Genomic DNA, 26,232 nt, shown 5'->3' with positions numbered 1-26,232 from the left:
GCAGAGTAAGAGAGAAGAAATAAGCCATAAAAAATCCCGTTCCTGATGGAGCGGGATTTTTTGGCATCGGGGAAAATATTCCATATTTTCAATATTGGATTTCTGTCAGAAATAATCCATCAGACGGACAGAAATTTCCGGGAGTTTCATTTCCTTCAAAAATAGAAAGAATACAGTCAGGGGAACGCTTTCCCTGACCGATTTCCAGTAATGTGCCGACAATGAGCTGTGGCATGGAAGGAAGAAACGCATTTGCCGTAAGGCGGAAGGAAAGCTGTTCTTTATTCTGTATAAAATCAAGATAAAGCAGTTCTTTTTTTGTCCCTTTCTTTTTCCGTACAGGGGAAAAAGATTGAAAATCATGCTTCCCGATCAGACAGGAAGCAGCCTGCTTCATCAAAGCAAGGTCAGGAGCAGGAAAAAAATGAGCCTGATATCTGGAATGGAATACATCATAAACCGAAGCCGTGCAGACATTGTATTCGTAAGTATAAGCACGGATTCCGAGATCCGCACGGAAACGTCCGGAAACCGGTAAAAGAGAAAGTACTTTGATATCCATGGGAAGATACTGGTTCATCTGCTTTTTCAGTACTTCCGGTGAAAATGGTAAATCTGCTTCAAAAGAACAGACCTGACAGGAAGCGTGTACACACGGTTCGGTTCTGACGGCCGCATGAAGTGTTACAGGCTGTCCGAGCAGTCGCGTAAGAACCTGCTCCAGTTTATAACTGACAGTTTTTACTGATTTTTCATTTTTTGTCCATCCGAGGTAACGGGTTCCGTCATATTGAAGAGTCATTTTAAAATTATTCATGGTAAAATCCTCAGTGATTCATAAGAATGTTTGTATCAGAAAATTAATATTTTCAGACGTACTTATTTTAATAAAAAATACCAGAAAAGTACAGAGTACAATGCAGATTTTTCTGAGCTATATTGTCTGGCCCAGGCACTGTCAGCAGTAATGAGTATTTTGCCCGAAGGGAACCGGAACAATCACATGACAAGCAGAGAAAAGAATGATATGATAAAAGCTGTCAGAAATTATGAGGTGAACGAAAATGAATGAAATGAAAAAAGAAATAAAAAAGGAACAAGAAATAGAAAATAAAATAAAAAAAGAACATGAAATGGAACGGGAAATAGAAAGAACCGTATCGGATTCGCGGGTAGAGACAGTCCATATGGTACGCCCGAACCATATGAATGCAGCAGGCAGATTGTTCGGAGGACAACTGATGCAGTGGCTGGACGAAGTTGCGGGACTTGTAGCAAAACGCCATATCAGAGGAAATGTCATTACGGCTTCTGTTGACAACCTCAGATTCATTCATGGTGCATATCAGGGAGAAATGGTTGTCATCATTGGAAAAGCAACCTATGTCGGAAATTCTTCTATGGAAGTGCGGGTGGATACTTATGTGGAGCATCTTTCAGACGGAATGCGTTATCCAATTAATCGAGCTTATTTTACAATGGTAGGACTGGATGAGAAGGATAAACCATGCAGAATACCAAGGCTCACTATCAAGTCAGAAGAAGAAAAAGCAGAATGGGAAGCAGCGGAAAAGAGAAGAGAAATGAGGATGCACAGGCGGAAGGAAGGTTTTTGAAAAGAGAATTGTTGAGGTGATACGCAGTGAAGCAACAAAAATTATTAAGTCTGATTCGTCAGGCCATTGAGGAGTATCATATGCTGGAAGACGGAGACAGAGTTGCTGTGGGAGTCTCAGGAGGAAAGGATTCTCTGACATTACTTTATGCGATGAGGCAGTTGCAGAGATTTTATCCGAAAAACTTTGAATTATCTGCGATTACATGCAATGTGGGATTTGAGGGAATGGATTTTACCGGTGTTTCAGATTTCTGCGACAGTCTGAAAATCCCATATGAGCAGGTGGACACAAAGATTGCCGAGATTGTCTTTCAGGAAAATCCGGAGATAAGACCCTGCTCTCTGTGTGCGAAGCTGAGAAAAGGTGCCATGTATAAACAGTTAGCTGAGCTTGGAATCAATAAAATAGCCTATGCACATAACAAAGATGATTTCATAGAGACCGCTCTCATGTCTCTGATCTATGAGGGAAGATTTTATGCATTTCCACCGATGACGGTTCTGCCTGAAGCCGGAGTAACGGTGATTCGTCCGATGATGTATGTTCCGGAAAAAGGAGTTGCCAATTTTGTAGTGGAACAGGGAATCCAGATTGTGAAAAATGCATGCCCGGTAGACGGATCGACAAAAAGAGAATATGCCAGGCAGCTTATGGAGCAGATTAACAGGGAGACACCTGGGGCAAAGGACAGGATGATGCATGCGATTGTGAATGGAAGATTTTCGGATTGGCCGGGATAAATTTGTAGTTGTTGGAATGATACGCTTGTAAAGCAAAAGACTTCTTTATGGCGAAGCGGACGCGGAAAGCAGAGATATTCCTTCGCGGTGCAGGCCCGCTTTACCTCAGCCCGTTGACCGTTTGTAACTCGAAAGTGGAAATCTTCGTGCAAAGGCACTCAATTTACTTTCTCTAACAAACGCTGCAAAGTGTCTTCGGAACGCTCCTGCTAATGCACCTGCTCAGGAACACTCTGCTTTCCGCTGACCATCTCGATAAGAAGTTTTTAGCTCCACAGCGTATTCACTCAACAATGCAAATTTAAAAAGAATAGAAAAAAGCCGGATGGCTATTGACTAAGATATTCGATCGTAAATATCAGATAATAGATATTGTATTTACTATTTGATGGAGCATTTATCTTAGTCGATAGCCATCCGGCTCTTTATTTCTTATTGGAATTTCGTGTTTGTTGGGAGAAACTGTTTTGGCATGAGGGAAAATTTTCTGATTTGAAAAGCCTAATATCCGCCCTTGCTGTTGCGTGAGCAGTGCATTGACAAGGAGCGTTCCGAAGACACTTTGCCCAACTTGTTAAGGAACGTAAACAGGAGTGCCTCTGCACGAGTGTTTCCACGTTCCTGTTACAAGTTGTCAACGGGCTGAGGTAAAGCGGGTCCTGCACTGCGATGCAACAGCAAGGGCGGATATGAACGTTTTTTCATCAGATACTTTCTGACTGCCGAAACATTTTCACTCCAACAACTACAAATTTCACCCAAGATGTTTTCTGAATACAGCTCTGGTCATTTCCATCATCCGGTCGATCTGAGCCTGCTCTTCTGGGGACTTTCCCTCTTTTAGAACTTCCAGAATCAGAGAAACTTCTTCAGGAGTAAAGCGAAGCCCTTTTCTATTGGCATTGGTGATCAGACTGAGCATGACCGGGGCGAGATTGCGTCCGGTCTTGCCCTGGGTCTGTTGTGCTGCCAGTCTGATCAGTTCCAGCTTGGCTGGGTCGATTGATTTCATTGCAGGATGGTTCATCCATTGTTCCATTTGTTAAATCTCCTTTCTGATTTAGCGGTTGAGAAATATCGGCTGACGCAGTGGAAGGGGTCAGTGCATGTGCAAAAAGTTCATTACAGGTATTGAAAGTGTTGCGTTGTTCAGGAGTAAGCAGATTCATAAGAAAACTGAGAGGAGAGTCCCGGGTGTTTTCAAAGGATGGTTCCGGTGGAGGCGGATCTGAAGATTCATTTCGGAACTTGTTTTTAAATTCGTTTGCAGATTCATTTTCAAATCCATTTCCGAACCTGTTTTCAAATTCATTTTCAGAATTATTTCCGAATCCCCAATTTCCAGGGTCGGGAGAGAAATCCTGAAATAACTGCACCATAGACAGCATTTCTTTCATGTTTTTCAGATTTTCACTCATCTGACGCTCAGATTCAGTCAGATAAGGGGCGAGTACCTCAAGAATTTCTTCATAAGAAAAGGAAGCGGATAAGGAATGTGCTTTTAAAGGTGATTCTGAGAAAGTATACCTGGAAGAAAATAGTTCCAAAGTTCTCTGAAGCTCCGAAAATTTAATCCATGTGGCAAGCATACGTTGCTGAGAAAAGGAAAAAAAAGGGAGCAGGAGTTTCAGAATACGAAACTGTACCGGGGTTGTGAGTTCATCAAGAAGCGTCATGGGAGAAGGTTTATCCATAAAAAGAGTTCCTGACTGCGGCGTTGTAAATATATATGCGTAGCTTTTTAAAAAAATGTTCATACTATAATAAGAAAGAACAAAATAAAAAGAAAAGAGGAAAAACAGATGTCAGGAAAACTGATCATTGAAGGAAATGCAGTCTATGAACTGGATGAAGAATGTATGCTCAGAAAAAGACTGGATCAGACAGATGAAGAAGAAAAGCGAGAAGCAGAAGGCTGGGTGGCCGGTAAATATCCGAAGGAAGATACAAAAAAGTAAACTAACAGAACGCAGAGATACAAAGTGTGATTCGAAGGAAGTGTATGTGATAAAAGAAAGAGGGGGTGAAGAAGTCCCCTCTTGCAAAAGTAATACTTATGATGAAAAAGCAGAAATGTTTCAGAAAATCAAAAGAATCAGCATCCGCAACCGCTGTTGCATCCGCATCCATTACCACAACCGTTGTTGAGACCAAGTCCGTTGCCGCATCCACCGCAGCAGATAAGAAGCAGGATGATCCACAGACAACTGTTATCGCCGCCACAACCATTGTTGCATCCAAATCCATTGCCGCATCCGCCACAGCAGATGAGAAGAAGAATGATCCATAAGCAGGAATTCATTCCGTTACCACATCCGTTACCACATCCGTTGTCACATCCGCATCCGCAGTTTGTAGCTGTTAATTCACTCATGTTAAATCCTCCAGATAGATTTATTTTACAATTTTATAGTATGCCGGAGACAAAAAAGTGTTCCGGTAGGATTTAAGAATTTAGCAGATTTGCAACATGGAGTAATCCCCAGCCGGATTCTGTGCCGGGGATCGGCTGACAGGAGTTGTGAAGCCGGAGTTTCGCTTCTACATTTGAAAGATCGGGATATTTGGAAAACAGGCAGGCGATAGCACCGGTTACGACGGGCGTTGCCATGGAAGTTCCGGTCTTGGCAATATAGGGCTGTGAAGAAAGGAAAGTCGGACGTTGAAAAAGAGATGGACGCACAGAAGCAGACTGCATGGAAGAAATATAACGGCTGTTGCAACTGATGATTCCTGTACCGGGAGCAAATACATCCGGTTTCTTTATGCAGTGGTCGGTCGGTCCGCGGCCGGAATAATTGGAAGAGGAATGTCCTGTCCGAAAAAGTGGCAAAGTATCAGGAACACCGACAGTGATTACTTTGGGGCTTGTGCCGGGAACAGCGACCGTACCGGGGCGAGGTCCGTAATTGCCCGAAGAAACTACAACCGTCAGTCCAAGATCCCACAGATGTTCCACTGCATCAAGAAGAAGTTTTTTCTGCCCGGAAGGAAGTGTGGGCCGACCGCCGACAGAAATATTTACAAGGTGAAGAGGATAAGAATCTTTTATTTTCAAAATCCAGTCGATCCCTTTCAATACAGTCTGGATGTTTCCGTTTCCTTCGTGGTCGAGGACTTTACAGATCAGAAGATCCGTATCAGGTGCAATACCGGCATAAAGACCGGAAGAGACCTGACCACTTCCGGCAAGGATGCCTGCAACATGAGTCCCATGACCACTGTCATCATGAAGTGAAACAGAGGGAGTGGAAGAAGTAAAATCCCGGAAATCAAGGATACGGCCAGAAAAATCAGGGTGGGCTGATATTCCGGTATCTAAGATTGCTGCACAGATCCCGTTTCCCAGGCAATGTTTTGAGCGGGTATCGTCGCACCAGTAATGAATGGTTTGTTTAACCCATTTCATAGGAAAGTCCTTTTTATTTAATGTATTCATAAGAGAATCACATGGTGTTATCTGCCGGGGAAATTTACCGGGGAAAAAGATTGAAAGGTGAAATGTAAGATGTAAAGAAAAAATACTTGACAAGAAGAATCCTTTCCTGTATGATAGCAGAGGTGAAGATAATGAATAAGTTTTTAGAGCAGGCATTATTGTATGATTTCTACGGAGAACTGCTGACAGAGCATCAGAAAGATGTATATGAGCAGGTTGTTCTGGAAGATTATTCGCTCAGTGAGATCGCACAGATGAAAGGCATCAGCCGACAGGGGGTGCATGATCTCGTGAAGCGGTGTCAGAAGATTCTTGAAGGGTATGAGGCAAAGCTTCATCTTGTAGAAAAGTTCCTTTCAGTGAAAGAAAAGATCAGTCTCATCGATAAGACACTGGCAGAGTGGGAAGAGGACGGAAAAGATCCGGAAGAGATCGTGAAAAAGGTTCGCCGGATAGCGGACAATATCATAGAGGAGTTATAGGATGGCATTTGACAGCTTAAGTGAAAAACTTCAAAATGTATTTAAGAACCTGCGTAGTAAAGGAAGACTGACAGAGGCTGATGTCAAGGCGGCACTCCGGGAAGTCAAGATGGCACTCCTTGAGGCGGATGTAAACTTCAAGGTAGTAAAAGGCTTCATTAAAGATGTGCAGGAAAGAGCGATCGGTCAGGATGTAATGAACGGTCTGAATCCGGGACAGATGGTCATCAAGATTGTAAATGAAGAGCTGATCAGGCTGATGGGATCTGAGACAACAGAGATCAAGTTGCAGCCGGGAAGTGCGATTACGGTCATTATGATGGCTGGTCTTCAGGGAGCAGGTAAGACCACGACAACAGCAAAGCTGGCAGGAAAGTTCAAGTTAAAAGGAAAGAAACCTTTACTTGTAGCCTGTGATGTGTATCGTCCGGCTGCGATCAAGCAGTTGGAGATAAATGGCGAGAAGCAGGGCGTGGAAGTTTTCTCAATGGGAAATAAAAATAAACCTGCGGATATTGCCAAAGCTGCGATGGAACATGCAGCAAAGAATGGAAATAATATCGTAATCCTCGATACAGCAGGTCGTCTGCATATTGATGAGGATATGATGGCAGAACTTCAGGAAATAAAAGAAGCGGTGACAGTTCATCAGACGATTCTGGTTGTTGATGCAATGACCGGACAGGATGCAGTGAATGTTGCAAGCTCCTTTAACGATAAGATTGGAATCGACGGAGTCATCGTTACCAAACTGGACGGTGATACAAGAGGTGGTGCGGCATTGTCTATCAAGGCAGTGACGGGAAGACCAATCCTTTACGTCGGTATGGGAGAAAAGCTTTCCGATCTGGAACAGTTTTATCCTGACAGAATGGCATCCAGGATTCTTGGAATGGGAGATGTTCTTTCCCTGATTGAAAAAGCGGGGGCAGAACTGGATGAAGAGAAAGCCAAAAAGATGGCTGACAAGATGAAGAAAGCCCAGTTTGACTTCGAGGACTATCTCGACAGCATGGAGCAGATGCGGAAGATGGGCGGTCTTTCAAGCATTATGGGAATGATGCCGGGAATGGGCAATATGGCAGGAAAGATGCCGGATCTTGATTCAGAGGAAAGTGAGAAGAAGATGGCACAGATGGAGGCTATGATCTTTTCCATGACTCCTGAGGAACGGCGGAATCCGGATCTTTTAAATCCCTCCAGAAAGCACCGTATTGCGAAAGGTGCAGGCGTTGATATTGCAGACGTAAACCGCATGGTGAAGCAGTTCAACGAGTCAAGGAAGATGATGAAGAAGCTTCCTGGGCTGATGGGTGGAAAAGGTGGAAAAAGGGGCAGGTTCAGGCTCCCCTTTTGACACATAAGCTGTAACCGCCGGTGGCTTGTGCTGTGCCTGAATCAGCATAAAGAAACCTTCTGTCATCGGCAGGACAGTTTATTATAGATTAACAATATACAAATAAAATGATGAGGTGAAAGAAATGGCAGTAAAGATCAGATTAAGAAGAATGGGACAAAAGAAAGCTCCTTTTTACAGAATCGTAGTAGCAGATTCCAGATCACCAAGAGATGGAAGATTTATCGAAGAGATCGGAACATATGATCCGAATCAGGAGCCAAGCGTATTCAAAGTAGACGAAGAAGCAGCTAAGAAATGGCTCAATAATGGTGCTCAGCCGACAGAAGTTGTTGGAAAGATCTTCAAGGCAGCAGGAATCGAGAAATAATTATTCTGTCTCCACGGAGGTGCGAGTGTCATGAAAGAATTAGTTGAAGTAATCGCAAAGGCTTTGGTGGACTGCCCGGATGAAGTCTCTGTCAGTGAGAAGCAGGAAGGCAGAACCACAGTACTGGAACTTCATGTTGCAGAAAGCGACATGGGAAAAGTAATCGGTAAGCAGGGACGTATCGCAAAAGCGATCCGTTCGGTTGTAAAAGCCGCAGCAGCAAAGGAAGACAAGAAAGTTGTTATAGATATTATCTAAGCAGCACAGAGGAAGGGACAGTCATCCGCAAGGATGGAACTGCCCTTTTCTTTTCTGCCGAAACTGTGGTAAAACTGAAAAAGCAGGGAGAAAGCCGGAAGGGGACAGATGCAGGGCTTAGCAGAGCAGATTGAGTGAACAAAAGGAGAACAGGGCAATGGAGCAGTTTTTACAGGTGGGAGTCATTTCATCGACTCACGGACTTCGCGGTGAAGTAAAAGTTTTTCCGACAACAGATGATGCTGCAAGGTTTCAGACATTGAAAGAAGTCATCCTTGATACAGGAAAAGAAAAGCTGGATCTTGAAATCCAGTCAGTCCGTTTTTTTAAGCAGTTTGTGATCGTGAAATTTAAAGGGATCGATGATATCAATGACATTGAAAAATATAAGGGAAAGAGTCTGTTTGTCGCCAGGGAGAATGCAGTTGAACTGGAAGAGGATGAGTATTATATCGGGGATCTGATCGGAATGGATGTCTATACAGACGAAAGTGAAGAACGTTTTGGCGTACTGAAGGACGTGATGGAGACAGGGGCAAATGAAGTTTACATCGTACAGTCAGAAAGGTACGGAGAGGTGCTTCTCCCGGCAATCCATGAGTGTATCCTGGAAGTAGACCCGGAAGAGAAAAAAATGACGGTACATCTGATGGAGGGACTGATCTGATGAATTTTCATATACTGACCCTTTTTCCGGAAATGATAGAGCAGGGACTGAATACCAGTATTACAGGCAGGGCAATAAGTAACGGACTTTTGTCGATTGAAGCAATTAATATCAGGGACTATGCGTTTAATAAGCATCAAAGCGTGGATGATTATCCCTATGGTGGCGGAGCCGGGATGCTGATGCAGGCAGAACCGGTCTATCTGGCATATGAAGCTGTCAGAAAAAAGATCGCTGAAAGAAAACCGGCAGAGGCAGAGACAGAAGAGCCGGCAGAAGCAGAACAACTGGAAGAAAAACCGGTGACTGGATCAGAAGAAGAGCCGGTGAAAGAGAAAAAGCTCAGGGTCGTTTATCTTTCTCCACAGGGAGATGTGTTCAGCCAGGGAATGGCGGAGGAACTTGCAAAGGAAGAAGACCTGGTGCTTTTATGCGGACATTATGAAGGAATTGATGAACGGGTACTGGAAGAAATCGTGACGGATTATGTATCGATTGGAGATTATGTGCTGACGGGCGGAGAACTGCCGGCGATGGTAATGGTCGATGCGATTTCCAGATTAGTACCGGGCGTGCTTCATAACAATGTATCTGCGGAGTTTGAATCTTTTCAGGATAATCTGCTGGAGTATCCGCAGTATTCCAGACCGGAAGAGTGGCATGGAAAGAAAGTGCCACCGGTTCTGATGTCAGGACATCATGCAAATATTGAAAAATGGCGGAGAGAACAGTCAATCCTCCGTACTTATGAGAGAAGACCGGATCTGTTGGAGAAGAGTAATCTGACAGAAAAAGAAAAAAAATGGCTGAAAGACCAGATAAATGATTAAAAATAAAATAAATGCTTGAAAATATAAGAAAAGTATGATAAACTACAAAAGTTGTGAAAAGAAGAGCGATGGTCCTCTGGCACAGAATGAGTGTTAAGAACGTCAAATATTAAGGAGGTCACACGAAAATGAACGAAATTATTAAGAAAATCGAAGCAGAACAGTTAAAAGAGAATGCACCTGAATTTCACGTTGGTGATACTGTAAAAGTATACGCTAAGATCAAAGAGGGAAACCGTGAAAGAATCCAGGTATTCGAGGGAACAGTCCTGAAGAGACAGGGCGGTGGAGCAAGAGAAACTTTCACAGTAAGAAAGTCCTCTAACGGAATCGGTGTTGAGAAGACATGGCCGGTACATTCTCCACATGTTGAGAAAGTAGAAGTTATCCGCAGAGGTAAAGTAAGAAGAGCGAAACTGAACTACTTAAGACAGCGTGTTGGTAAGGCTGCTAAGGTAAAAGAATTAGTTAAATAATAACTATAAGCAAAATAGTAACCATGAGAGGGACAATTACAAAGATTTGTATATTGTCCCTTTTCTTCTACTTAAGGGAAAGAAAAGACCGGACGAAAGTGGAAAGCGGGGAATACACTGACGAAATAAGGGGAGGTCGTGTATGGGACAGGAGATTAATTTCCGCAGGCAGAGAGGCGGAAAAAAGAGAAAAGTTAAAAAGAAAAAGAATCATTTAAAATTTGAAGATAATAAAAAAAAGTTAAAATTTGAAAAAAAGAAGAATCCACGCCTGATCCGCCAGATTATCATCTGGGCAGCAGAGATTGCAGGGGCGTGTGCGGTGGCAGTGTTGCTTGTTGCATTTTTTGGACACCGGATCAGCAATTCAGGAGATGCGATGACTCCATCGATCCGTAATGGAGAAGTAGTCCTTGTGGATCGCCTGGTGATTGACATGAAAGAGTTATCCAGGGGACAGATTGTTGCATTCCGGCCGAATGGAAATAAAGAAGTCCATTTTTATATCAGAAGAGTAGCCGGACTGCCCGGCGAGACAGTTCAGATCAAAGAGGGGAAACTTTATATCGACGGGGAAGAACTGAAGAGTTATGAGTATGTCTCCGAGATCCGGGATGCCGGGATTGCAGCAGAACCGGTGAAGCTTGGAGCAGATGAATATTTCCTTCTGGGAGATAATCCACAAGGCGGGGAAGACAGCAGATCTTCAGATATTGGAATTGTAAAAAAAGATGATCTTTATGGAAAAGTATGGTTCAATACCACATCAGGAGATCATTTTGGAATTGTAAAAAAGTAATCATTTATCATAGACAGAACAGGATGCAGGAGGGTATGGTATGCATTTTCAGTGGTATCCGGGTCATATGACAAAGGCCCGAAGGATGATGCAGGAAAATATCAAGCTGATCGATCTGATCATTGAGCTTGTAGATGCGAGGGTTCCGCTTAGCAGCAGGAATCCGGATATTGACGAATTAGGAAAGAATAAGGCAAGACTGATCCTGCTGAATAAGGCAGATCTTGCAGAGGACAGAAGAAATGATGAGTGGCTGGAGTATTTCAAAGAAAAAGGATATTCTGCGGTAAAAGTAAATTCCAGGAAGGGCGGCGGGATCAAATCGATCCAGAATGTCATTCAGGAGGCCTGTAAAGAAAAAATGGAGCGGGACCGCAAACGTGGCATCCTGAACCGTCCGGTCAGGGCTATGGTAGTAGGAATCCCGAATGTTGGAAAATCCACATTTATCAATTCCCTGGCAGGAAAAGCCTGTGCGAAGACCGGAAATAAACCGGGTGTAACAAAGGGGAAGCAGTGGATCAGACTGAATAAAAATGTAGAGTTACTGGATACACCGGGAATCCTCTGGCCCAAATTTGAAGATCAGGCAGTCGGTCTGAAACTGGCGTTTATCGGCTCCATCAAGGATGAGATCCTTCAGACAGAAGAACTGGCATCCGAGCTGGTGGATTTTATAAACCGATCTTATCCGGGAGTGCTGGAAGAAAAGTATGCGATAGAGCATTCCGATGATAAGTTTGAAGTTCTTGAGAAGATTGCCCAGAGCAGACATTGTCTGGTACGGGGAAATGAATTTGATACAGAGAAGGCGGCAGCCATCTTATTAGATGATTTCCGCAACGGACGGCTTGGCAGGATCACCCTGGAAGTTCCGGAGGCAGTATGAGGAAAATTATAAAGGAACTGGCAGGATGGCTGGTATATATTGTGATTGTTGTTATCATTGCATGGGGATTTGTAACCTTTGTAGCACAGAGGACGCAGGTAAGCGGGGCTTCTATGGAGACGACATTGTCTGACGGGGATCAACTGATCGTTGATAAAATTTCTTATCAGTTCCGGGAACCGGAAAGATTTGAGATCATTGTATTTCCTTATCAATATGAAGCAGGTACATACTATATCAAGCGGATCATCGGACTGCCCGGCGAGACGGTACAGATCCTGGACGGTTCGGTCTATATTAACGGGGAAAAGCTGGAAGAACATTACGGAAATGAAGTGATGGAAGAAGCCGGAATTGCTGCAGAGCCGGTTACGCTGGGTGTGGATGAGTATTTTGTGCTTGGTGATAACCGGAACAACAGCAAGGACAGCCGTTCCGTGGATGTGGGAGTTGTGCATGGAAAGGATTTTGTAGGAAGAGCATGGATCAGGATCTGGCCTTTTGAAAAAATAGGATGGATCCGTCATGAGCTGACCGGACAGGAGTAACAGAATGGGAAAAAGCATCAGTGAGATAAAAAAAGAATTTGAAAATTCCGATGAAAATAGCTGGGAGAAACTCTGCGGTTTTTATGAGCAGGATTCCCGGATCGGTGTGCAGAATCTGGCGGCACGTTACCGCAAAAAGCAGGCGGCACTTGTGCAGGAACGAGAACGGCTGAAACAGATGCACTTTTATGAGGAAAAGTATAGTCAGTACCGGTGCATCTGTGGAATTGACGAGGCAGGAAGAGGACCACTGGCAGGTCCGGTTGTGGCAGGGGCAGTGATCCTGCCGGCAGACTGTGAGATTTTATATCTGAATGATTCCAAGAAACTGTCAGCGGCAAGAAGAGAAGAACTGTATGATGAGATCATGGAGAAGGCAGTTGCGACAGGAATCGGAATGGCAAGCCCGGCAAGGATTGATGAGATCAATATCCTGCAGGCAACGTATGAGGCAATGCGGGAGGCAGTATCAAAACTTTCCAGAGAGCCGGATCTTCTGCTCAATGATGCGGTGACAATCCCGGAGATGACGATCATGCAGGTTCCGATCATTAAAGGGGATGCGAAGAGTGTTTCGATTGCTGCAGCCAGTATTCTTGCAAAAGTGACAAGGGACAGGCTGATGATCGAATACGATAAAATTCTTCCTGAATACGGATTTGCAGGGCATAAGGGATATGGCTCAAAAGAGCATATTGCAGCGATTCAAAAGTATGGTCCGTCACCGATCCACCGAAGGACATTTATAAAGAATTTCATGTAATCATGAATGTTTCAGTGCAGATGACGGAGAAGAGAATGAAAAAGATTCAGAAGAATCGGAGAAAGACAGGAGCAGATTATGAAAAAGCAGCGGGATTTTATCTGGAGCAGATGGGATATGAGATTCTTCAGTTTAATTACCGCTGCCGTCTTGGGGAGATCGATCTGATTGCAAAGGACGGAGCGTATTACGTGTTCTGTGAAGTAAAATACAGAGCTGATGAACGGAAAGGAAGTCCGCTGGAAGCGGTGGATGCCAGAAAGCAGCAGAAGATCTTCCGTACGGCAATGTATTATCTGACAGAACAGCAGCTGGAGGATGTGCCGTGCAGATTTGATGTGGTCGGAATCGAGGGGACAAAGATCACGCTGATAAAGAATGCATTTGGAGGATGAAAATGGCTTTAGGATTGAAATATAAAAATGAAGAATCTATCTTGGAAGAAGCGGGAACTGTCACACCATTTTTGGAGTTTCCGCTTTTTAAAAATACGGGAATTGTCAGACATGGATTCTCTACAAGACTTGGAGGCGTAAGTAAGGGATATTATTCATCCATGAATTTAAGTTTTGAACGGGGAGATGACCCGGAGGCAGTCCGTGAAAATTTCCGGCGTATGGGAGCTGCAATCGGAGTTTCCTGTGAGGATATGGTACTTTCAAAGCAGACGCATACTACAAATGTCAGGATTGTGACGGAGGAAGACCGGGGAAAGGGAATCTTAAAGGAACGGGATTATACGGATGTGGACGGTCTGATCACGGACAGACCCGGAATCTGCCTGGTGACTTCATATGCAGACTGTGTTCCCCTTTATTTTGTTGATCCGGTCAGAAAAGTCATCGGACTGAGTCATTCCGGGTGGCGTGGCACTGTTGGTAAGATCGGAAAGCATACGGTTGAGCTGATGCAGGAGACGTTTGGATGCAGACCGGAAGAGATACTGGCTGCGGTAGGACCTTCTGTGTGTATGGACTGCTATGAAGTCAGCGAAGAGGTGATCGACAAATTCCGTGAAGCTTTTGATAAGGAGAACTGGGATCAGTTGTTTTATAAGAAAGCAAATGGAAAATATCAGTTGAATCTCTGGAAAGCCAATGAGCTGATCTTTTTAGAAAGTGGGATTCTGGCAGAGCATATGGCGATTACAAATGTGTGTACGCACTGCAACAGTGAGATCCTTTATTCTCATCGTACGATGGGAAATAAGCGTGGTAATCTCTGTGCATTTCTTGCATTGAAATAGCAGCAGGAAAAAACTGCGGCGTATTGATGGCAACAGAAAAGTGAAAAAGCCTGATAAAAAATGAATGAGAAAGGAAATAAGAAAAAATGACAGGAACAGGAAATCTGCTACAGCGTGCAATCCCGCGTCTGTATCTGGCAGCATCCGGTACGGTTACGAATGATTCCGTCAGTGATGTGTTGGATTCAGCACAGGAAGTGACAAAAGATACAGCGAATGAAGTCAATCAGTTTGTACAATACTTTTATGATCATATTCCGAATCTGATCGCATTTGGAATGAAAGTCTTGTTTGCGATTATTTTCTTTCTGATCGGAAGAAAAGTGATCAAGTGGATCAGGAAGATTGTTTCCAGATCAATGGAGAGAGCAAATGCAGATGTGGGAGTCAAACAGTTTGTAGATTCTATGCTGAAATTCGTAATGTATGCAGTTCTGATCTTTCTCATCGCTACAAAATTTGGTGTGGAATCTTCTTCAGTAGCGGCACTGATTGCATCAGCAGGTGTAGCCATTGGTCTTGCAGTTCAGGGAAGTCTTTCCAATTTTGCAGGGGGAATACTGATCCTTATTTTAAAACCATTTGAAGTGGGCGATTATATTATGGTCAATTCAGCCGGGATCGAAGGAACAGTGAAGTCAATCCAGATTTTTTATACAAGAATGACGACGATCGACAACAAGACGATCATTGTTCCAAATGGGATTCTGACAGATAACAGTCTGACCAATGTGACTGCACGTCCTGAGCGACAGTTAGATCTGAAAGTCGGAATCGCCTATGATGCTGATCTGAAAAAGGCAAAGGGTCTGATCGAGACTATGTTGTTGAATGATAAGGATGTAATACAGGATGAGGAGATTAAAGTCTTTGTGGATGAACTGGCTGACAGCAGTGTCGTGATCGGACTGCGTGCATGGGTGAAGACAGAAGCATACTGGACTACACGATGGAGAGTGTTGGAAGAGATCAAGCTTCAGTTCGATGAAGCAGGAATCGAGATTCCGTTCAATCAGCTTACAGTGCATATGAAAGAAGGAAAATAAAGGGCAGGCATTTCTTAGCAACATGAGAATCAGTAGCATGAAAATCAGCAGCATAAGAACCTGCAGCAGATAGAGTAAGGCAGCTATATGGATGCAAAGCGATCCTATAGCTGCTTTTTATATGAGAAAGAAAAAAGAAAATCTGAAATAAGAAATAAAAAGTTGAATAAGAAATAAAAATATTTACAGATAATGTAAAAGCAGGCATTTAAATTGATTTAATCTTGACTTTAAAGATAAAAATGGATACAATATGACATATAAAGTAGATACAAAAGAAAGTATCATAAAATGGATACATTTATAGATCCGAAGATGAAAATATAGAAAGATATGGGATACAGAGGAGGAAGACAGATGGGATTGATGATGAATGTACCGACAAAGGATTATATTGTAGAGACGATCAAAGAGGAGATTTTGTCAGGCCAGATAAAGCCGGGGACAGAACTGGCACAGGAAGCACTTGCAGAGCGGCTTGGTGTATCGAGGATGCCAATCCGGGAAGCATTGCAGAATTTAGTGCAGGAGGGCTTCGCGGTCAGACTTCCCAACCGGCATATGCAGGCAGTGGTATTAGACAGAGAACAGATCCACGATGTATTTCATATGATTGAGATGATGATGGCAGAGAATACGATTCTTCTTGCAGCGAAAGAACACCGGCAGGGTGGACAGCTCACAGAAGAGGATGCAGAAGATCCTTCCAGCGTCCAACTGGAACGTATCTTAAAGGGAATGAAGAATGCACCGGATGAAAGAAGAATGGCAGAATGGGAAATGCTGTTCCATGAGCGTCTGATCAGCCTCCTTGGGAATGCCTATCTGGAGCAGATGCAGAAAAAGATGCTGGATGGGTATGCTGCGTATGCGATCACCCATATGGGAGATAAGAAGGAAAGCTGCAGGCGGTTGAAAGAAGTCACAGAGGCGATGGCAGCAAATGACGATCAGAAGATCCGGGAAGCTTTTGCTGTTTATTTTTCCTCCTATGCGAATGCGTTTACTTCTGCGAGGGATGAAGAGGATAAGATGGATGGAGAATGGAGGAATGAGGATGAAGCCGGATGAGAAAACGGTAAAATTATTTGAAAATGACCGGTTTGCAACGGAGAATGGAGCTGTGATCGAGGAAGTGGAGGAGCATTATGCAAAGTGCAGTCTGAAGCTTGGATCACGTCATCGCAATGCCATGGGTGCAGTGATGGGCGGAGTTTATTTTACATTAGCCGATTTCGCTTTTGCTGTAGCTGCGAACTGGCAGGGAACGGGAACAGTGTCACTTCATTCAGATATCGCATATCTTGGAAGTGTGAAGGGCAATCAGCTTATTGCTGAAGCTGTCTGTATCAAAAATGGCCGCTCCACCAGTTACTACAAAATCGAGGTGAAAGATGAACTGGGAAATCTGACGGCGGTTGTCAATACGACCGGATACCGTGTAAAGTAATTTTATTTTGCGTGAAAGCTGATCTCTATCATAAATAAAAATCCGATCTGTCAAAAGACCGGATTTTTTGATATACTCGATTTTATTACAGAACCGATTTTTACAGATCAGATTTTCCCCGGGAATAAAGTTCCGGCATGCAGTCCTTTGACAATATCATATAAAGCTTCAGGGTGCTTTCCGTTGGTGACGATGGTATCGGTTCCCTGGGAGGTTGCCAGTGCGGCAGCCTGAAGTTTGGTTCTCATACCACCTGTACCGCGTCTGGAACCGGCACCGCCTGCCAGTGCATAAACACTGTCATCAATGGTATCAATCTGTTCGATCAGCTTTGCATTTGGGTAAAGGCGTGGATCATGGTCGTAGAATCCGTCAATATCTGAAAGGATAACCAGATGTCTGGCACGGCAGAGGACAGCTACGACAGCAGAAAGCATATCATTATCTCCGAAAAGGCGGTCTTCTGATTCGATTTCCTTATAACTTACGGAATCATTTTCATTTACGATCGGGATCACACCCATCTCTAAAAGTGCATTGAAAGTATTGATAAGATTTTCCTTTTTTTCTTCCTGTTCGATATCTTCCGCATTGAGAAGAATCTGTGCAACAGTCTTGTCATAATCTCCGAAAAATTTGTCATAAAGATACATCAGACTGCACTGTCCAACCGCAGCAGCAGCCTGTTTCATACGCATGCTGTCCGGTTTGGAGGTCATATTTAATTTGTTCCGTCCGACGGCGATCGCACCCGAAGAAACGAGAACAACTTCATATCCCATATTCTGGATATCAGAAAGTACGCAGACCAGTCGGTCTGTCGTTCTGAGATCACTTTTTCCTGCATCATTTGTCAGTGTAGAAGTTCCAACTTTTACTACAATCCGGTTATTATAAAGTCCCATGATAATCTCCTTTGTCTGTCTTGAAAATAACTTGATTCCTCAATGCAGTTATCGTATCATACAGTTATGGATTACAAAAGCGAATGTTTTTCATAATATATATGACAAAACCAGATACTATAATATTGTGAAGACCAGCTAGTTATAGTCAATACCTAAAAGACAAAAAATAGATATTTTTCTTTTATGTTTTGAAACCTAAAAATGAGTAACTTTAACAAACGTAAATCACTTGGATTTTCGTCAAGAAGCTCCTATGGTTTTATATAGCTGCATCTTTATGCAGCTGCTAAAGCAGGTCTTTGATACTGCTTACAGTGTTCTTCTGGTGACCGAAGCTCAAATGCCTTTTCATCACGAAGAACAGCAAATACGATGTTGCAGACTTTATGCATTACAGCACCGATTGCAACCATCTTAGGCTTTTGTCCAGACTTTAATTCGTAATACTTACGGAGGTATGGATTGATGCCCTCTCCATTACGTTTTGTACGAATGGAGGCGAGTGCTACTGCAAAGATAGCACGGCGCGCGATTCTGGAGCCACGTTTGCTCATATGTAACTGAGTGCCAACGAATTTTCCAGATTCATTTACTTCAGGATCTAATCCGAAGTAAGCAAAAAGTTGTTTTGGATTACGGAATGCTGAGAAATCACCTATTTCGCACATGATTGTTACAGCAGTCAGAAAGCCAACACCTGGGATTGTATTTAAAAGTTTAATCTGCTGAATAAACTTCTCGTTTTTATTGAATGTAATCAGCTGCCTAATACGATTCAGTATGGAATCCAAAGCAGAATCAAGCTTTTCAACAAGGTCCAAAGTTAAAAAGATATTGAAGTAGATACTGTCTATTTGACATCCAAATGTCTTTGCAGCATTAGCTGCAGCACAGAGTTTCTCATATCTTTCAGAAGCTTTGGCAAGACCTTTTCGTGAAGCTTTTGATATTTTTTCAATCATGGTCTTCTTATGACCACGAAGTATCTTGTCTGGAGTACCGTACTGGCGAAGAATCATTGTTGAGGTCTTGCCGGTAACATCACAGAAAACGTCAAGATACTGAGGAAACACGGTATGCAGGTCTCCTTTAAGTTTATTGATATGAGCAGAACGCTCATCAGTTAAATCGTAATACTTACGGGTAAGGCTACGCAGTTCAAGAACCAGCTTTGCTGGGAACTGGGAAACAGGAATATCTTTTGATAATCCTAGTTTGGCAATACCTTTAGAATCGATTTTATCATTTTTTACTTTTCTGATATTTCCATTCTTAGTAGAATGTGTAATAATAGGATTGATTATGGACGCGTTAAAACCACAATCAACAAGATAGCAGAAGAGCGGGAAATGATAAATCCCAGTGGATTCTAGAAAGGTGCGACTTTCTAAGGAATACAGCTCTTCTGCTTTTTTAATTTCAGAAACAGCTCGTTCCAAAGAATCCTTATTATTGTGAGTAATCTTGAAAGGTTTCAAGATCACTGTTTCGTCTGGCGCAAGAATTGTCATAAAGCTAAAAGCTGAACCGACATCAATGCCGACGGAAATATAGTTTTTGTTATGCATTATATGCTCCTTCCGATAGGGTTCCATAAAAAACAATGAATACACTACCTGGCACGTTATACGGGTATAGCTTAATTGCTCCCAACCAGCCTAAAACATAAATTTTCATTGATGGAATGACAGTCTTAAGTTACGGGTATTACTGGACATAAGCCAGCTCCCTAGGAGAAAATCGTCCTTTTCCCTATCCAATGGAAAATAATACCTTATGTAACAGACATAGTCTAGGAGTGAATAATCATACAAAAATGTATGTAACTTATACACGTATCTATGGTTGGAGTGATTATGGAGGAGAATCCTCTTACCAACCAGGATATAGATTAGAGAATATGATGTGGATGACCTTATTGGTCTATGACTACATCATACCAGGAGAAAATGCAAGCTTATGGATATGAATATACAAAAATATAAAGCGTTTGTAACAACAGTTTCGTGTGGCAGTTTCACGAAAGCAGCAGAGATTCTGAACTATTCGCAGTCAGGGATCAGCCGGATGATCCATGATCTTGAAAAGGAATGGAAGGTGATCCTGCTGGAGCGGAGTAAATTAGGAGTCAGGCTGACCAGCAGTGGAATGAAGCTTTTACCTTATGCAGAAAATGTCTGCAAAGAATATGAAAAGCTGCAGACCGAAGTGGATGAACTGCAGGGACTGAAGTCAGGACTGATCCGGATCGGTACATTTTCCAGTGTTGCTACGCACTGGCTGCCGAATATCATCCGGGAATTTCAGAAAGATTATCCTGAGATTGATTATGAGATGTTGCTGGGCGATTATACAGAGATCGAAGAATGGATTCTGGAAGGAAGAGTGGACTGTGGTTTTTTAAGACTTCCGACGCATGCAGAACTGGACACAGTCTTTTTGGAACAGGACAGACTGCTGGTCGTACTCCCGGAAGGACATCCGCTTGCTGAATATCGGAAAATTCCGGTGAGTGCTTTATGCGAGGAACCGTTTATGCTGTTGGAAAAAGGAGCAAAAGCAGAAGTTTCGGAAATTTTTGAAAGAAGTCACCTGACACCAAAAGTACATTTTACAACGTGGGATGACTATGCCATCATGGCTATGGTGGAGGGCGGACTCGGGATCAGTGTTTTGCCGGAACTGATCCTGAAGAGGATTCCCTACAGGATCGTGGCAAGAGAGCTGGAAATCCCGGCATACCGGAATATCGGACTGGCGATGAGAAGCAGGAAGACAGCACAGCCTGCGGTACAGAGATTTTTAGAATATCTTCAGTACAGACAGGTTGAGAAGACAGAAAAAATAAACTATAATTTATGATGTCAGGGTCAAAAGGTCTGAAACCACGTGTGCTTGCACACTGGTGGTAGAATGACCTTGAGACCCGCCCCGATATGAGCATAAAAGTGGGGCGTAAGCACCATGATATGCGAATAGCGGGTAGGATTGTGGGAGTGCGTAGCACGAAACAATCCGTTGGCATCATTGTTGGGGGCTTTTGCCCCCAACATCTAATTTATGACAGCAGGAGCAAAAAGTCTTTCAACCACGTGTGCTTGCACACTGGTGGTAGAATGACCTTGAGACCCACAATAGCATGCAGAAGAAAGGGAGATCAGTGATGGAGATCAAGCATCTTTTATTTGACCTGGATGGGACATTACTGCCGATGGTTCAGGAAGAATTTGTAAAATTTTATATGCCGCTTTTGGCAAAAGCGTATCTGGAGGCAGGAGTCAGGATCGATCCAAAGAAATTTATAGGAGCAGTATGGAAAGGATATGAGGCCATGGTGAAGAATGATGGGAGTCAGACGAACCGGGAAGCTTTCTGGTCCTATATTGATCCCTGCCTTCCGGTATCGAGAAAAGAGTCCGAGGCACTTGCAGATGCATTTTATGACGGGGAGTTTAACCGGGCAGTCAGTGCAACGCAGCCGACAGAGTTGTCAGATGCAGTCGTGAAACTGGCAAAGTCCAAAGGTATGAAAGTTTATCTTGCTACCAACCCGGTATTCCCACGTTGTGCAACAATGAATCGGATTCAATGGGCAGGACTGGATGCAGAAGATTTTGAGGTGATCACAACCTATGAAGACAACGGGTACAGCAAGCCGAATATAGAATATTTCAGGCAGATCCTGACAAAATTCAACCTGAACCCGGAAGAATGTCTGATGATCGGAAATGATGTAGAAGAGGATCTGGTCATCCGCAGGCTGGGAGTGAAGACGTTTCTTGTAACGGATACGATGGAAAATAAAAAGGGACTTCCGGTGGAGACCGATTATCAGGGAACGATGGAAGAATTATACCGCTTTGTAGAAAAGCTGTAGATAAGCGGAGGTGATGATGGAATTTCTGATGGGTAACCCTAAAAATATTATTCCTACAGAACGCTTCCTTGAGAAGATCCGGGGCTATGAGAGTAATTCGAAAGCTGACAGGGATTCTGGTGGATAATGCAGTAAAATATGCGGATGAAGGTGGAGAAATGCGACCAAAAAGCGGAAATAGAAGACAGATTTTACATAAATTTAACAGAAAGATAATACGGATCGAGCATAGGGTCCGATAGTATAAAGTGAATCGGCAGAATTTAGGCGTCTGTTGACAGTAAATGCAGGATAAAAGAGGAGAATACTATGGAATCTATTTATATGAATCGTGAATTGTCATGGCTGAAATTTAATGCAAGAGTTTTGGAAGAGGCAGAGAGCCAGGAAGTCCCGCTCTGTGAGAGAATGACGTTTGTATCGATCTACCAGAGTAATCTGGATGAGTTTTTTATGGTACGTGTAGGATCATTGCAGGATCAGATGCTTCTGGATCACGAAATCCGGGAAAATAAAACGAATATGACAGCACAGGAACAGATCCATGAAATTCTGAAGGAAGTAAAGAAGTTGAACCGCCGGAAGGATCAGGTATATACAGAACTGATGAAGAAGATTGAAGGGTATGGAATTAAACTAATTGACTTTGCCAGTGCAAAGCCGGATGAAAAGAAATTTCTGGAATCATATTTTAACCAGGAGATCATGCCGCTGAGTTCTCCGACGATTGTTGCAAAAAGACAGCCGTTTCCCTTTCTCAGGAATGAAGAAATCTACGCAGTCGTAGTACTTGAAACGAGAAATAAAAAGGAAAAGATTGGAATTATTCCGTGCAGTAATAATATGCTGCCAAGGATGATAGAACTTCCGGGAGGAAAAGGACGGTATATGCTGCTGGAAGAACTGATCCTCCATTATATCGGAAAAGTATTTAAAGGTTATAAAGTCAAGGGGAAATCTCTGATCCGCGTGGTGAGGAATGCAGATATTGATGCAGATGCCCTGTATGATGAAGATCTGGATTATCGGGAGTTTATGGCAGATCTGATGAAGCAGAGAAAGAAACTTTCACCGGTGCGGCTGGATATGTCAAGAGAGATGGATCAGGCGGTGATCGAGGCATTATGCCGGTATCTGGAGATCACACCGGACCGGGTATTCAAGAGTGAAGCACCGTTGGATCTTTCATTTATTTTTCAGATCCAGGATCTGCTGAGAAAGAACAGTGAGCTTTTCTACGAAAAGCGTGTGCCACAGAAAAGTCCTGATTTCAGGGAAAATGAAAGTATACTGGATCAGATCCGGGAAGAAGATAAGCTCTTGTCTTACCCCTACGAATCGATCCGTCCGTTTCTTAAGATGCTGACAGAGGCAGCAGAGGACGAAAGTGTGATTTCAATTAAAATGACGCTCTACCGTCTTGCCAAACAGAGTAAGGTAGTGGAAGCATTATGCGAAGCAGCTGAAAATGGAAAAGAAGTTGTTGTACTGGTGGAGCTCCGGGCAAGATTTGATGAAGAGAACAATATCCGTTGGTCAAGAATGCTGGAGCAGGCAGGGTGTCAGATCATTTACGGACTGGAAGGTTATAAAGTACATTCCAAACTCTGTCTGATCACGAGGCGTAGTGAGAAAGGCATTGAATATATCACGCAGATCGGAACAGGAAATTATAATGAAAAGACGGCAAGACTGTATACGGATCTTTGCCTGATGACGGTAAATGAACAGATTGGGATGGAGGCTGCCAGAGTATTTCAGGCATTGACAAAAGGTGAGATCATTGAGGAAGTAGACCATCTTATGGTTGCACCAAAGTGTCTGCAGTCAAAAGTAATTGCTCTGATCGACGAAGAGATCCGCCATAAAAAGCAGGGAGAAGACGCTTATATCGGATTGAAACTGAATTCCCTGACGGATAAAAGGATCATTGATAAACTGGTTGAGGCATCTAAAGCAGGAGTCAGAGTAGACATGATCATAAGAGGAATTTGCTGCATGGTTCCGGGGATAAAAGGTGAGACGGAAAACGTTCATATCATCAGTATTGTCGGAAGATTCCTGGAACATTCCAGGATCTATATCTTCGGCTGTGGAGAAAGAACGAAATATTATATTGGTTCTGCCGACTTTATGACAAGAAATACAGTAAAGCGTGTCGAAGTGGCAACTCCGGTTTATTCAGAAAAAATAAAGAAACGGATCCGTGGACTTTTTGATCTGATGCTCAGCGATAATAAAAAAGCAAGAACAGAGGATTACCATGGAAAGTATTCTATGATAAAATGTGAAGGACAGCCATGTAATTCACAAGAAATGCTCTATCAGGAGGCATATGACCGGGCTGCAATAAAGACGGAAAATAAGGTGGTAGAATGATATTTAAATTTGGCGGACAACTGCAGCCTGTAGAAATAGAAGAGTGGGAAGCAGAGAGAAGCCCTGCGGTGTTTGTGACGGATGCACGACACGCAGAGGAAACGCTTGCAAGGGCGGGGATCATTTATGAAAATGAGATCCGCCTGGAAAAGATCGGATTCTGTAAGATAGAAAACCAGCAGGAGTGCGTTGCGGGAACGCTTTGCATTCCGAAGTTGCTGGATGTACTGAACAGTCGATACAGGATGTTCTTTTTTGTGAACCGTTATCATATTGTGATCGTGGATGATGAAGATTTTTCACTCCGGCTGATCCGGCGGATCCAGAGGAAGAGGATGCATCAGGGAGAGACAAAGGAACAGTTTCTTTATAATTTTATTGCAGAGTTTATGAGCCGGGATCAGGAAATGCTTGTGGCATATGAGCGAAGGCTTCTGAGGATGGAAGAAGATGTGACGCAGGAGCATACGGAGACGTTTCAGAACCGGCTGATGCCGATCCGGCGAGAACTTCTGAATCTGAGAAGCTATTATGATGAAATGATGGATCTGACAAAAGAACTGGAAGAAAATGAGAATGGATTTTTCCTGAAGAAGCATCTGAAATATTTTGGTACGCTGTCTGACCGTGCAGATCGTCTGATGAGCAGAACTGTTCATCTTCTGGAATATGCCCAGCAGGTAAAAGAAGCGTATCAGGCACAGATCGATGCACGTCAGAACAGTAATATGCAGTTCCTGACCGTTTTGTCTACGATCTTTTTCCCGTTGACCCTGATCACGGGATGGTTTGGAATGAACTTCAGAGATATGCCGGGACTGGATAATGGATATCCGGCAGTTATGGCATTGAGTGTGATAGTGATTCTTATCTGTATCTATATTTTTAAGAAAAAGAAGATCATCTGATCGTGAAATGACCGGATGAAGGATGAAAAGGCAGCGGCTGAATTGGCAGGAGAAAGTCAGGAAGAATGTGAGGAAGATCATGGATTTTGAACATGTGAAGGCGGTATTTGAGGAATATCTGAATGGATATGACCGTGAGAATGATAAAGTAAAGCTGAAGATCGTACATACCTATGGTGTGATCCGGTGCAGTGAGGAGATCGGACGGCGGATGGGGCTTCAGGCAGAAGATATGGAACTTGCGAAGCTGATCGCACTGCTGCATGATATCGGACGGTTTGAACAGTTGAAGCGGTTCAACAGCTTTGAGGCTGATACAATGGATCATGCAACTTATGGAGTACAGGTCTTATTTGAAGAGGGAATGATCCGTCAGTTTATTGAGGAAGATACATGGGACGATGTGATCAGAACTGCGATCGCAAAGCACAGCGATTACGAACTGACAGGTATTACAGACGAGAGGACGCTGCTTCATGCGAGATTGATCCGGGATGCAGACAAGCTGGATAACTGCCGGGTGAAACTGGAAGATGCCATGGAGACGCTGTTGGATCTGTCTGCGGATGAGGTGGGAAAGTACGCAATTTCACCGAAAGTACGTGAAGATGCATTTGCGGGAAAATGCATCTGTTCCAAAGACAGGAGAACCCCGATGGATTACTGGGTTTCCTATGTGGCATATTTTTATGATCTGAATTTTCGGGAGACACTGGACATTGTGGCAGAAGAGCAGTATGTAAAGCGGATCATCGGACGTGTGCCATATACAAATGAACAGACGAAAAAGACGATGGAAGAGCTGGAACGGCAGCTTACAGAGTATGTGAGAAGGAAGTAAGTTTCTGTAAGCTGTAGACTTTTGAAAGTTGTAACCTGACTTCCGGCAGAAAGTCAGAGATGATTTTTTACGAAAAAAGCGGCTATCTCAAAGGATAGCCGCTTCAACTGTAGACAGAAGTATTTCTATCACTTAATTTTTCAAAAACAGAAGCCTCAAAAAAAGCAGTATTATTAAAAAAGTACAAACAAATTTTTCTGTTTTACAGTCTTTTTGCATAGGAAAGTATTTCTTTCTACAGAAAGAGTAAATCATGCTACAAGCAAGAGAAATAGAAAAAAATATTTTAAAATTCATAGTATCCATTTGCTCAGGAAAAAACATCATAATAAACCAAAGA

The 26,232-nt window shown here is 43.2% G+C and carries 33 protein-coding genes; 25 read left to right on the top strand and 8 right to left on the bottom strand.

The window, feature by feature from the left end; translation table 11 throughout:
* Window positions 1–88: 88 nt before the first annotated feature.
* A complete protein-coding gene (locus tag NQ541_RS08425; protein WP_005611973.1) occupies window positions 89–817 on the bottom strand; it encodes a tRNA pseudouridine synthase A in 729 nt (242 codons plus the stop codon).
* A 316-nt stretch (window positions 818–1,133) separates the two neighbouring features.
* Here NQ541_RS08425 and NQ541_RS08420 point away from each other — a divergent pair, with 316 nt between their 5' ends.
* The gene (locus NQ541_RS08420; protein ID WP_044905599.1) at window positions 1,134–1,616 is read left to right on the top strand and encodes an acyl-CoA thioesterase; all 483 of its coding nucleotides are present in this window, start codon (window positions 1,134–1,136) and stop codon (window positions 1,614–1,616) included.
* A 26-nt stretch (window positions 1,617–1,642) separates the two neighbouring features.
* On the top strand, window positions 1,643–2,359 hold the full coding sequence (locus NQ541_RS08415; RefSeq protein ID WP_005611984.1) for a tRNA 2-thiocytidine biosynthesis TtcA family protein: 717 nt from the start codon (window positions 1,643–1,645) through the stop codon (window positions 2,357–2,359).
* A gap of 754 nt (window positions 2,360–3,113) precedes the next feature.
* Here NQ541_RS08415 and NQ541_RS13190 read toward each other — a convergent pair.
* Together NQ541_RS13190 and NQ541_RS08405 are read right to left on the bottom strand one after the other, a co-directional pair.
* The gene (locus NQ541_RS13190; RefSeq protein ID WP_226980140.1) at window positions 3,114–3,371 is read right to left on the bottom strand and encodes a hypothetical protein; all 258 of its coding nucleotides are present in this window, start codon (window positions 3,369–3,371) and stop codon (window positions 3,114–3,116) included.
* A complete protein-coding gene (locus tag NQ541_RS08405) occupies window positions 3,253–4,053 on the bottom strand; it encodes a hypothetical protein (protein ID WP_207635042.1) in 801 nt (266 codons plus the stop codon). Before NQ541_RS08405 ends, NQ541_RS13190 begins: the two co-directional genes overlap by 119 nt.
* A 108-nt stretch (window positions 4,054–4,161) precedes the next feature.
* Here NQ541_RS08405 and NQ541_RS08400 point away from each other — a divergent pair, with 108 nt between their 5' ends.
* Window positions 4,162–4,317: a hypothetical protein gene (locus NQ541_RS08400; RefSeq protein WP_005611993.1), complete on the top strand. Its 156-nt coding sequence runs from the start codon at window positions 4,162–4,164 to the stop codon at window positions 4,315–4,317.
* A gap of 137 nt (window positions 4,318–4,454) precedes the next feature.
* On the opposite strand, the gene NQ541_RS08395 is transcribed toward NQ541_RS08400, so the two are convergent.
* Both NQ541_RS08395 and NQ541_RS08390 read right to left on the bottom strand, forming a co-directional pair.
* Window positions 4,455–4,733, bottom strand: coding sequence for a hypothetical protein (locus NQ541_RS08395; protein WP_023922732.1), 279 nt, complete (start codon window positions 4,731–4,733; stop codon window positions 4,455–4,457).
* A 72-nt stretch (window positions 4,734–4,805) separates the two neighbouring features.
* The gene (locus tag NQ541_RS08390) at window positions 4,806–5,768 is read right to left on the bottom strand and encodes a S8 family peptidase (RefSeq protein ID WP_044940919.1); all 963 of its coding nucleotides are present in this window, start codon (window positions 5,766–5,768) and stop codon (window positions 4,806–4,808) included.
* Window positions 5,769–5,929: 161 nt separating this feature from the next.
* On the opposite strand from NQ541_RS08390, the gene ylxM reads away from it, so the two are divergent.
* From ylxM to NQ541_RS08310, 16 genes are all read left to right on the top strand, one after another.
* Window positions 5,930–6,280, top strand: coding sequence for a YlxM family DNA-binding protein (ylxM, locus tag NQ541_RS08385; protein ID WP_044940922.1), 351 nt, complete (start codon window positions 5,930–5,932; stop codon window positions 6,278–6,280).
* Window position 6,281: 1 nt separating this feature from the next.
* The gene (gene ffh, locus NQ541_RS08380; protein ID WP_005612002.1) at window positions 6,282–7,637 is read left to right on the top strand and encodes a signal recognition particle protein; all 1,356 of its coding nucleotides are present in this window, start codon (window positions 6,282–6,284) and stop codon (window positions 7,635–7,637) included.
* A gap of 124 nt (window positions 7,638–7,761) precedes the next feature.
* Window positions 7,762–8,007, top strand: a complete 246-nt coding sequence (gene rpsP, locus NQ541_RS08375) for a 30S ribosomal protein S16 (RefSeq protein ID WP_005612004.1) — start codon at window positions 7,762–7,764, stop codon at window positions 8,005–8,007.
* A gap of 30 nt (window positions 8,008–8,037) precedes the next feature.
* Window positions 8,038–8,265, top strand: a complete 228-nt coding sequence (locus NQ541_RS08370; RefSeq protein ID WP_005612005.1) for a KH domain-containing protein — start codon at window positions 8,038–8,040, stop codon at window positions 8,263–8,265.
* Between the two features lie 157 nt (window positions 8,266–8,422).
* Window positions 8,423–8,932, top strand: coding sequence for a ribosome maturation factor RimM (gene rimM / locus NQ541_RS08365; protein WP_023922742.1), 510 nt, complete (start codon window positions 8,423–8,425; stop codon window positions 8,930–8,932).
* The gene (gene trmD, locus NQ541_RS08360; protein WP_005612011.1) at window positions 8,932–9,762 is read left to right on the top strand and encodes a tRNA (guanosine(37)-N1)-methyltransferase TrmD; all 831 of its coding nucleotides are present in this window, start codon (window positions 8,932–8,934) and stop codon (window positions 9,760–9,762) included. The genes rimM and trmD overlap by 1 nt, the downstream gene beginning before the upstream one ends.
* Window positions 9,763–9,890: 128 nt before the next feature.
* Entirely contained in the window at window positions 9,891–10,238 is a 348-nt protein-coding gene (gene rplS / locus NQ541_RS08355) for a 50S ribosomal protein L19 (RefSeq protein WP_005612013.1), read from the top strand.
* Between the two features lie 142 nt (window positions 10,239–10,380).
* Window positions 10,381–11,037, top strand: a complete 657-nt coding sequence (lepB, locus tag NQ541_RS08350; RefSeq protein ID WP_005612014.1) for a signal peptidase I — start codon at window positions 10,381–10,383, stop codon at window positions 11,035–11,037.
* 40 nt (window positions 11,038–11,077) lie between these two features.
* A complete protein-coding gene (ylqF, locus tag NQ541_RS08345) occupies window positions 11,078–11,926 on the top strand; it encodes a ribosome biogenesis GTPase YlqF (protein ID WP_005612016.1) in 849 nt (282 codons plus the stop codon).
* On the top strand, window positions 11,923–12,474 hold the full coding sequence (gene lepB / locus NQ541_RS08340; protein WP_005612018.1) for a signal peptidase I: 552 nt from the start codon (window positions 11,923–11,925) through the stop codon (window positions 12,472–12,474). Before ylqF ends, lepB (NQ541_RS08340) begins: the two co-directional genes overlap by 4 nt.
* Before the next feature lie 4 nt (window positions 12,475–12,478).
* Window positions 12,479–13,237 (top strand): ribonuclease HII, encoded by a 759-nt coding sequence (locus tag NQ541_RS08335; protein WP_005612020.1) that lies wholly within the window; start codon window positions 12,479–12,481, stop codon window positions 13,235–13,237.
* 35 nt (window positions 13,238–13,272) lie between these two features.
* Window positions 13,273–13,632: a YraN family protein gene (locus NQ541_RS08330; RefSeq protein ID WP_044940941.1), complete on the top strand. Its 360-nt coding sequence runs from the start codon at window positions 13,273–13,275 to the stop codon at window positions 13,630–13,632.
* A gap of 2 nt (window positions 13,633–13,634) precedes the next feature.
* Window positions 13,635–14,483, top strand: coding sequence for a peptidoglycan editing factor PgeF (gene pgeF / locus NQ541_RS08325; RefSeq protein ID WP_044940926.1), 849 nt, complete (start codon window positions 13,635–13,637; stop codon window positions 14,481–14,483).
* An 86-nt stretch (window positions 14,484–14,569) separates the two neighbouring features.
* On the top strand, window positions 14,570–15,529 hold the full coding sequence (locus NQ541_RS08320; protein ID WP_005612025.1) for a mechanosensitive ion channel family protein: 960 nt from the start codon (window positions 14,570–14,572) through the stop codon (window positions 15,527–15,529).
* A 357-nt stretch (window positions 15,530–15,886) separates the two neighbouring features.
* Window positions 15,887–16,600 (top strand): GntR family transcriptional regulator, encoded by a 714-nt coding sequence (locus NQ541_RS08315; RefSeq protein ID WP_226968952.1) that lies wholly within the window; start codon window positions 15,887–15,889, stop codon window positions 16,598–16,600.
* Window positions 16,587–16,979, top strand: coding sequence for a PaaI family thioesterase (locus NQ541_RS08310; RefSeq protein WP_005612031.1), 393 nt, complete (start codon window positions 16,587–16,589; stop codon window positions 16,977–16,979). Before NQ541_RS08315 ends, NQ541_RS08310 begins: the two co-directional genes overlap by 14 nt.
* 107 nt (window positions 16,980–17,086) lie before the next feature.
* On the opposite strand, the gene proB is transcribed toward NQ541_RS08310, so the two are convergent.
* Window positions 17,087–17,884 carry a glutamate 5-kinase gene (gene proB / locus NQ541_RS08305; protein ID WP_005612033.1) on the bottom strand — a complete coding sequence of 266 codons (798 nt, stop codon included), beginning with the start codon at window positions 17,882–17,884 and terminating at the stop codon, window positions 17,087–17,089.
* Window positions 17,885–18,162: 278 nt separating this feature from the next.
* On the bottom strand, window positions 18,163–19,455 hold the full coding sequence (locus NQ541_RS08300; protein WP_023921410.1) for an IS110 family RNA-guided transposase: 1,293 nt from the start codon (window positions 19,453–19,455) through the stop codon (window positions 18,163–18,165).
* A 391-nt stretch (window positions 19,456–19,846) separates the two neighbouring features.
* Between NQ541_RS08300 and NQ541_RS08295 the strand changes: the two genes are divergently transcribed.
* Window positions 19,847–20,749 carry a LysR family transcriptional regulator gene (locus tag NQ541_RS08295; RefSeq protein WP_259936090.1) on the top strand — a complete coding sequence of 301 codons (903 nt, stop codon included), beginning with the start codon at window positions 19,847–19,849 and terminating at the stop codon, window positions 20,747–20,749.
* A gap of 8 nt (window positions 20,750–20,757) precedes the next feature.
* On the opposite strand, the gene NQ541_RS13185 is transcribed toward NQ541_RS08295, so the two are convergent.
* Window positions 20,758–20,940 carry a hypothetical protein gene (locus NQ541_RS13185; RefSeq protein WP_117687653.1) on the bottom strand — a complete coding sequence of 61 codons (183 nt, stop codon included), beginning with the start codon at window positions 20,938–20,940 and terminating at the stop codon, window positions 20,758–20,760.
* A gap of 110 nt (window positions 20,941–21,050) precedes the next feature.
* On the opposite strand from NQ541_RS13185, the gene NQ541_RS08285 reads away from it, so the two are divergent.
* The 5 genes from NQ541_RS08285 (at window position 21,051) to NQ541_RS08265 (ending at window position 25,892) form a co-directional block, all read left to right on the top strand.
* Complete coding sequence (locus tag NQ541_RS08285) at window positions 21,051–21,764, top strand: HAD family hydrolase (RefSeq protein ID WP_049931293.1); 714 nt, start codon at window positions 21,051–21,053, stop codon at window positions 21,762–21,764.
* Between the two features lie 86 nt (window positions 21,765–21,850).
* On the top strand, window positions 21,851–22,006 hold the full coding sequence (locus tag NQ541_RS08280) for a hypothetical protein (RefSeq protein ID WP_005611732.1): 156 nt from the start codon (window positions 21,851–21,853) through the stop codon (window positions 22,004–22,006).
* A 67-nt stretch (window positions 22,007–22,073) separates the two neighbouring features.
* Entirely contained in the window at window positions 22,074–24,143 is a 2,070-nt protein-coding gene (ppk1, locus tag NQ541_RS08275; protein WP_005611734.1) for a polyphosphate kinase 1, read from the top strand.
* Entirely contained in the window at window positions 24,140–25,051 is a 912-nt protein-coding gene (locus NQ541_RS08270) for a magnesium transporter CorA family protein (protein WP_005611736.1), read from the top strand. The genes ppk1 and NQ541_RS08270 overlap by 4 nt, the downstream gene beginning before the upstream one ends.
* Window positions 25,052–25,130: 79 nt before the next feature.
* On the top strand, window positions 25,131–25,892 hold the full coding sequence (locus tag NQ541_RS08265; protein ID WP_023922762.1) for an HD domain-containing protein: 762 nt from the start codon (window positions 25,131–25,133) through the stop codon (window positions 25,890–25,892).
* Window positions 25,893–26,232: the final 340 nt, after the last annotated feature.

The organism is [Ruminococcus] lactaris ATCC 29176, assembly GCF_025152405.1.
GTDB classification, from domain to species: domain Bacteria; phylum Bacillota; class Clostridia; order Lachnospirales; family Lachnospiraceae; genus Mediterraneibacter; species Mediterraneibacter lactaris.
Note: the sequence above shows the minus strand (reverse complement) of the source record. Positions and strands in the feature narration are given on the sequence as shown.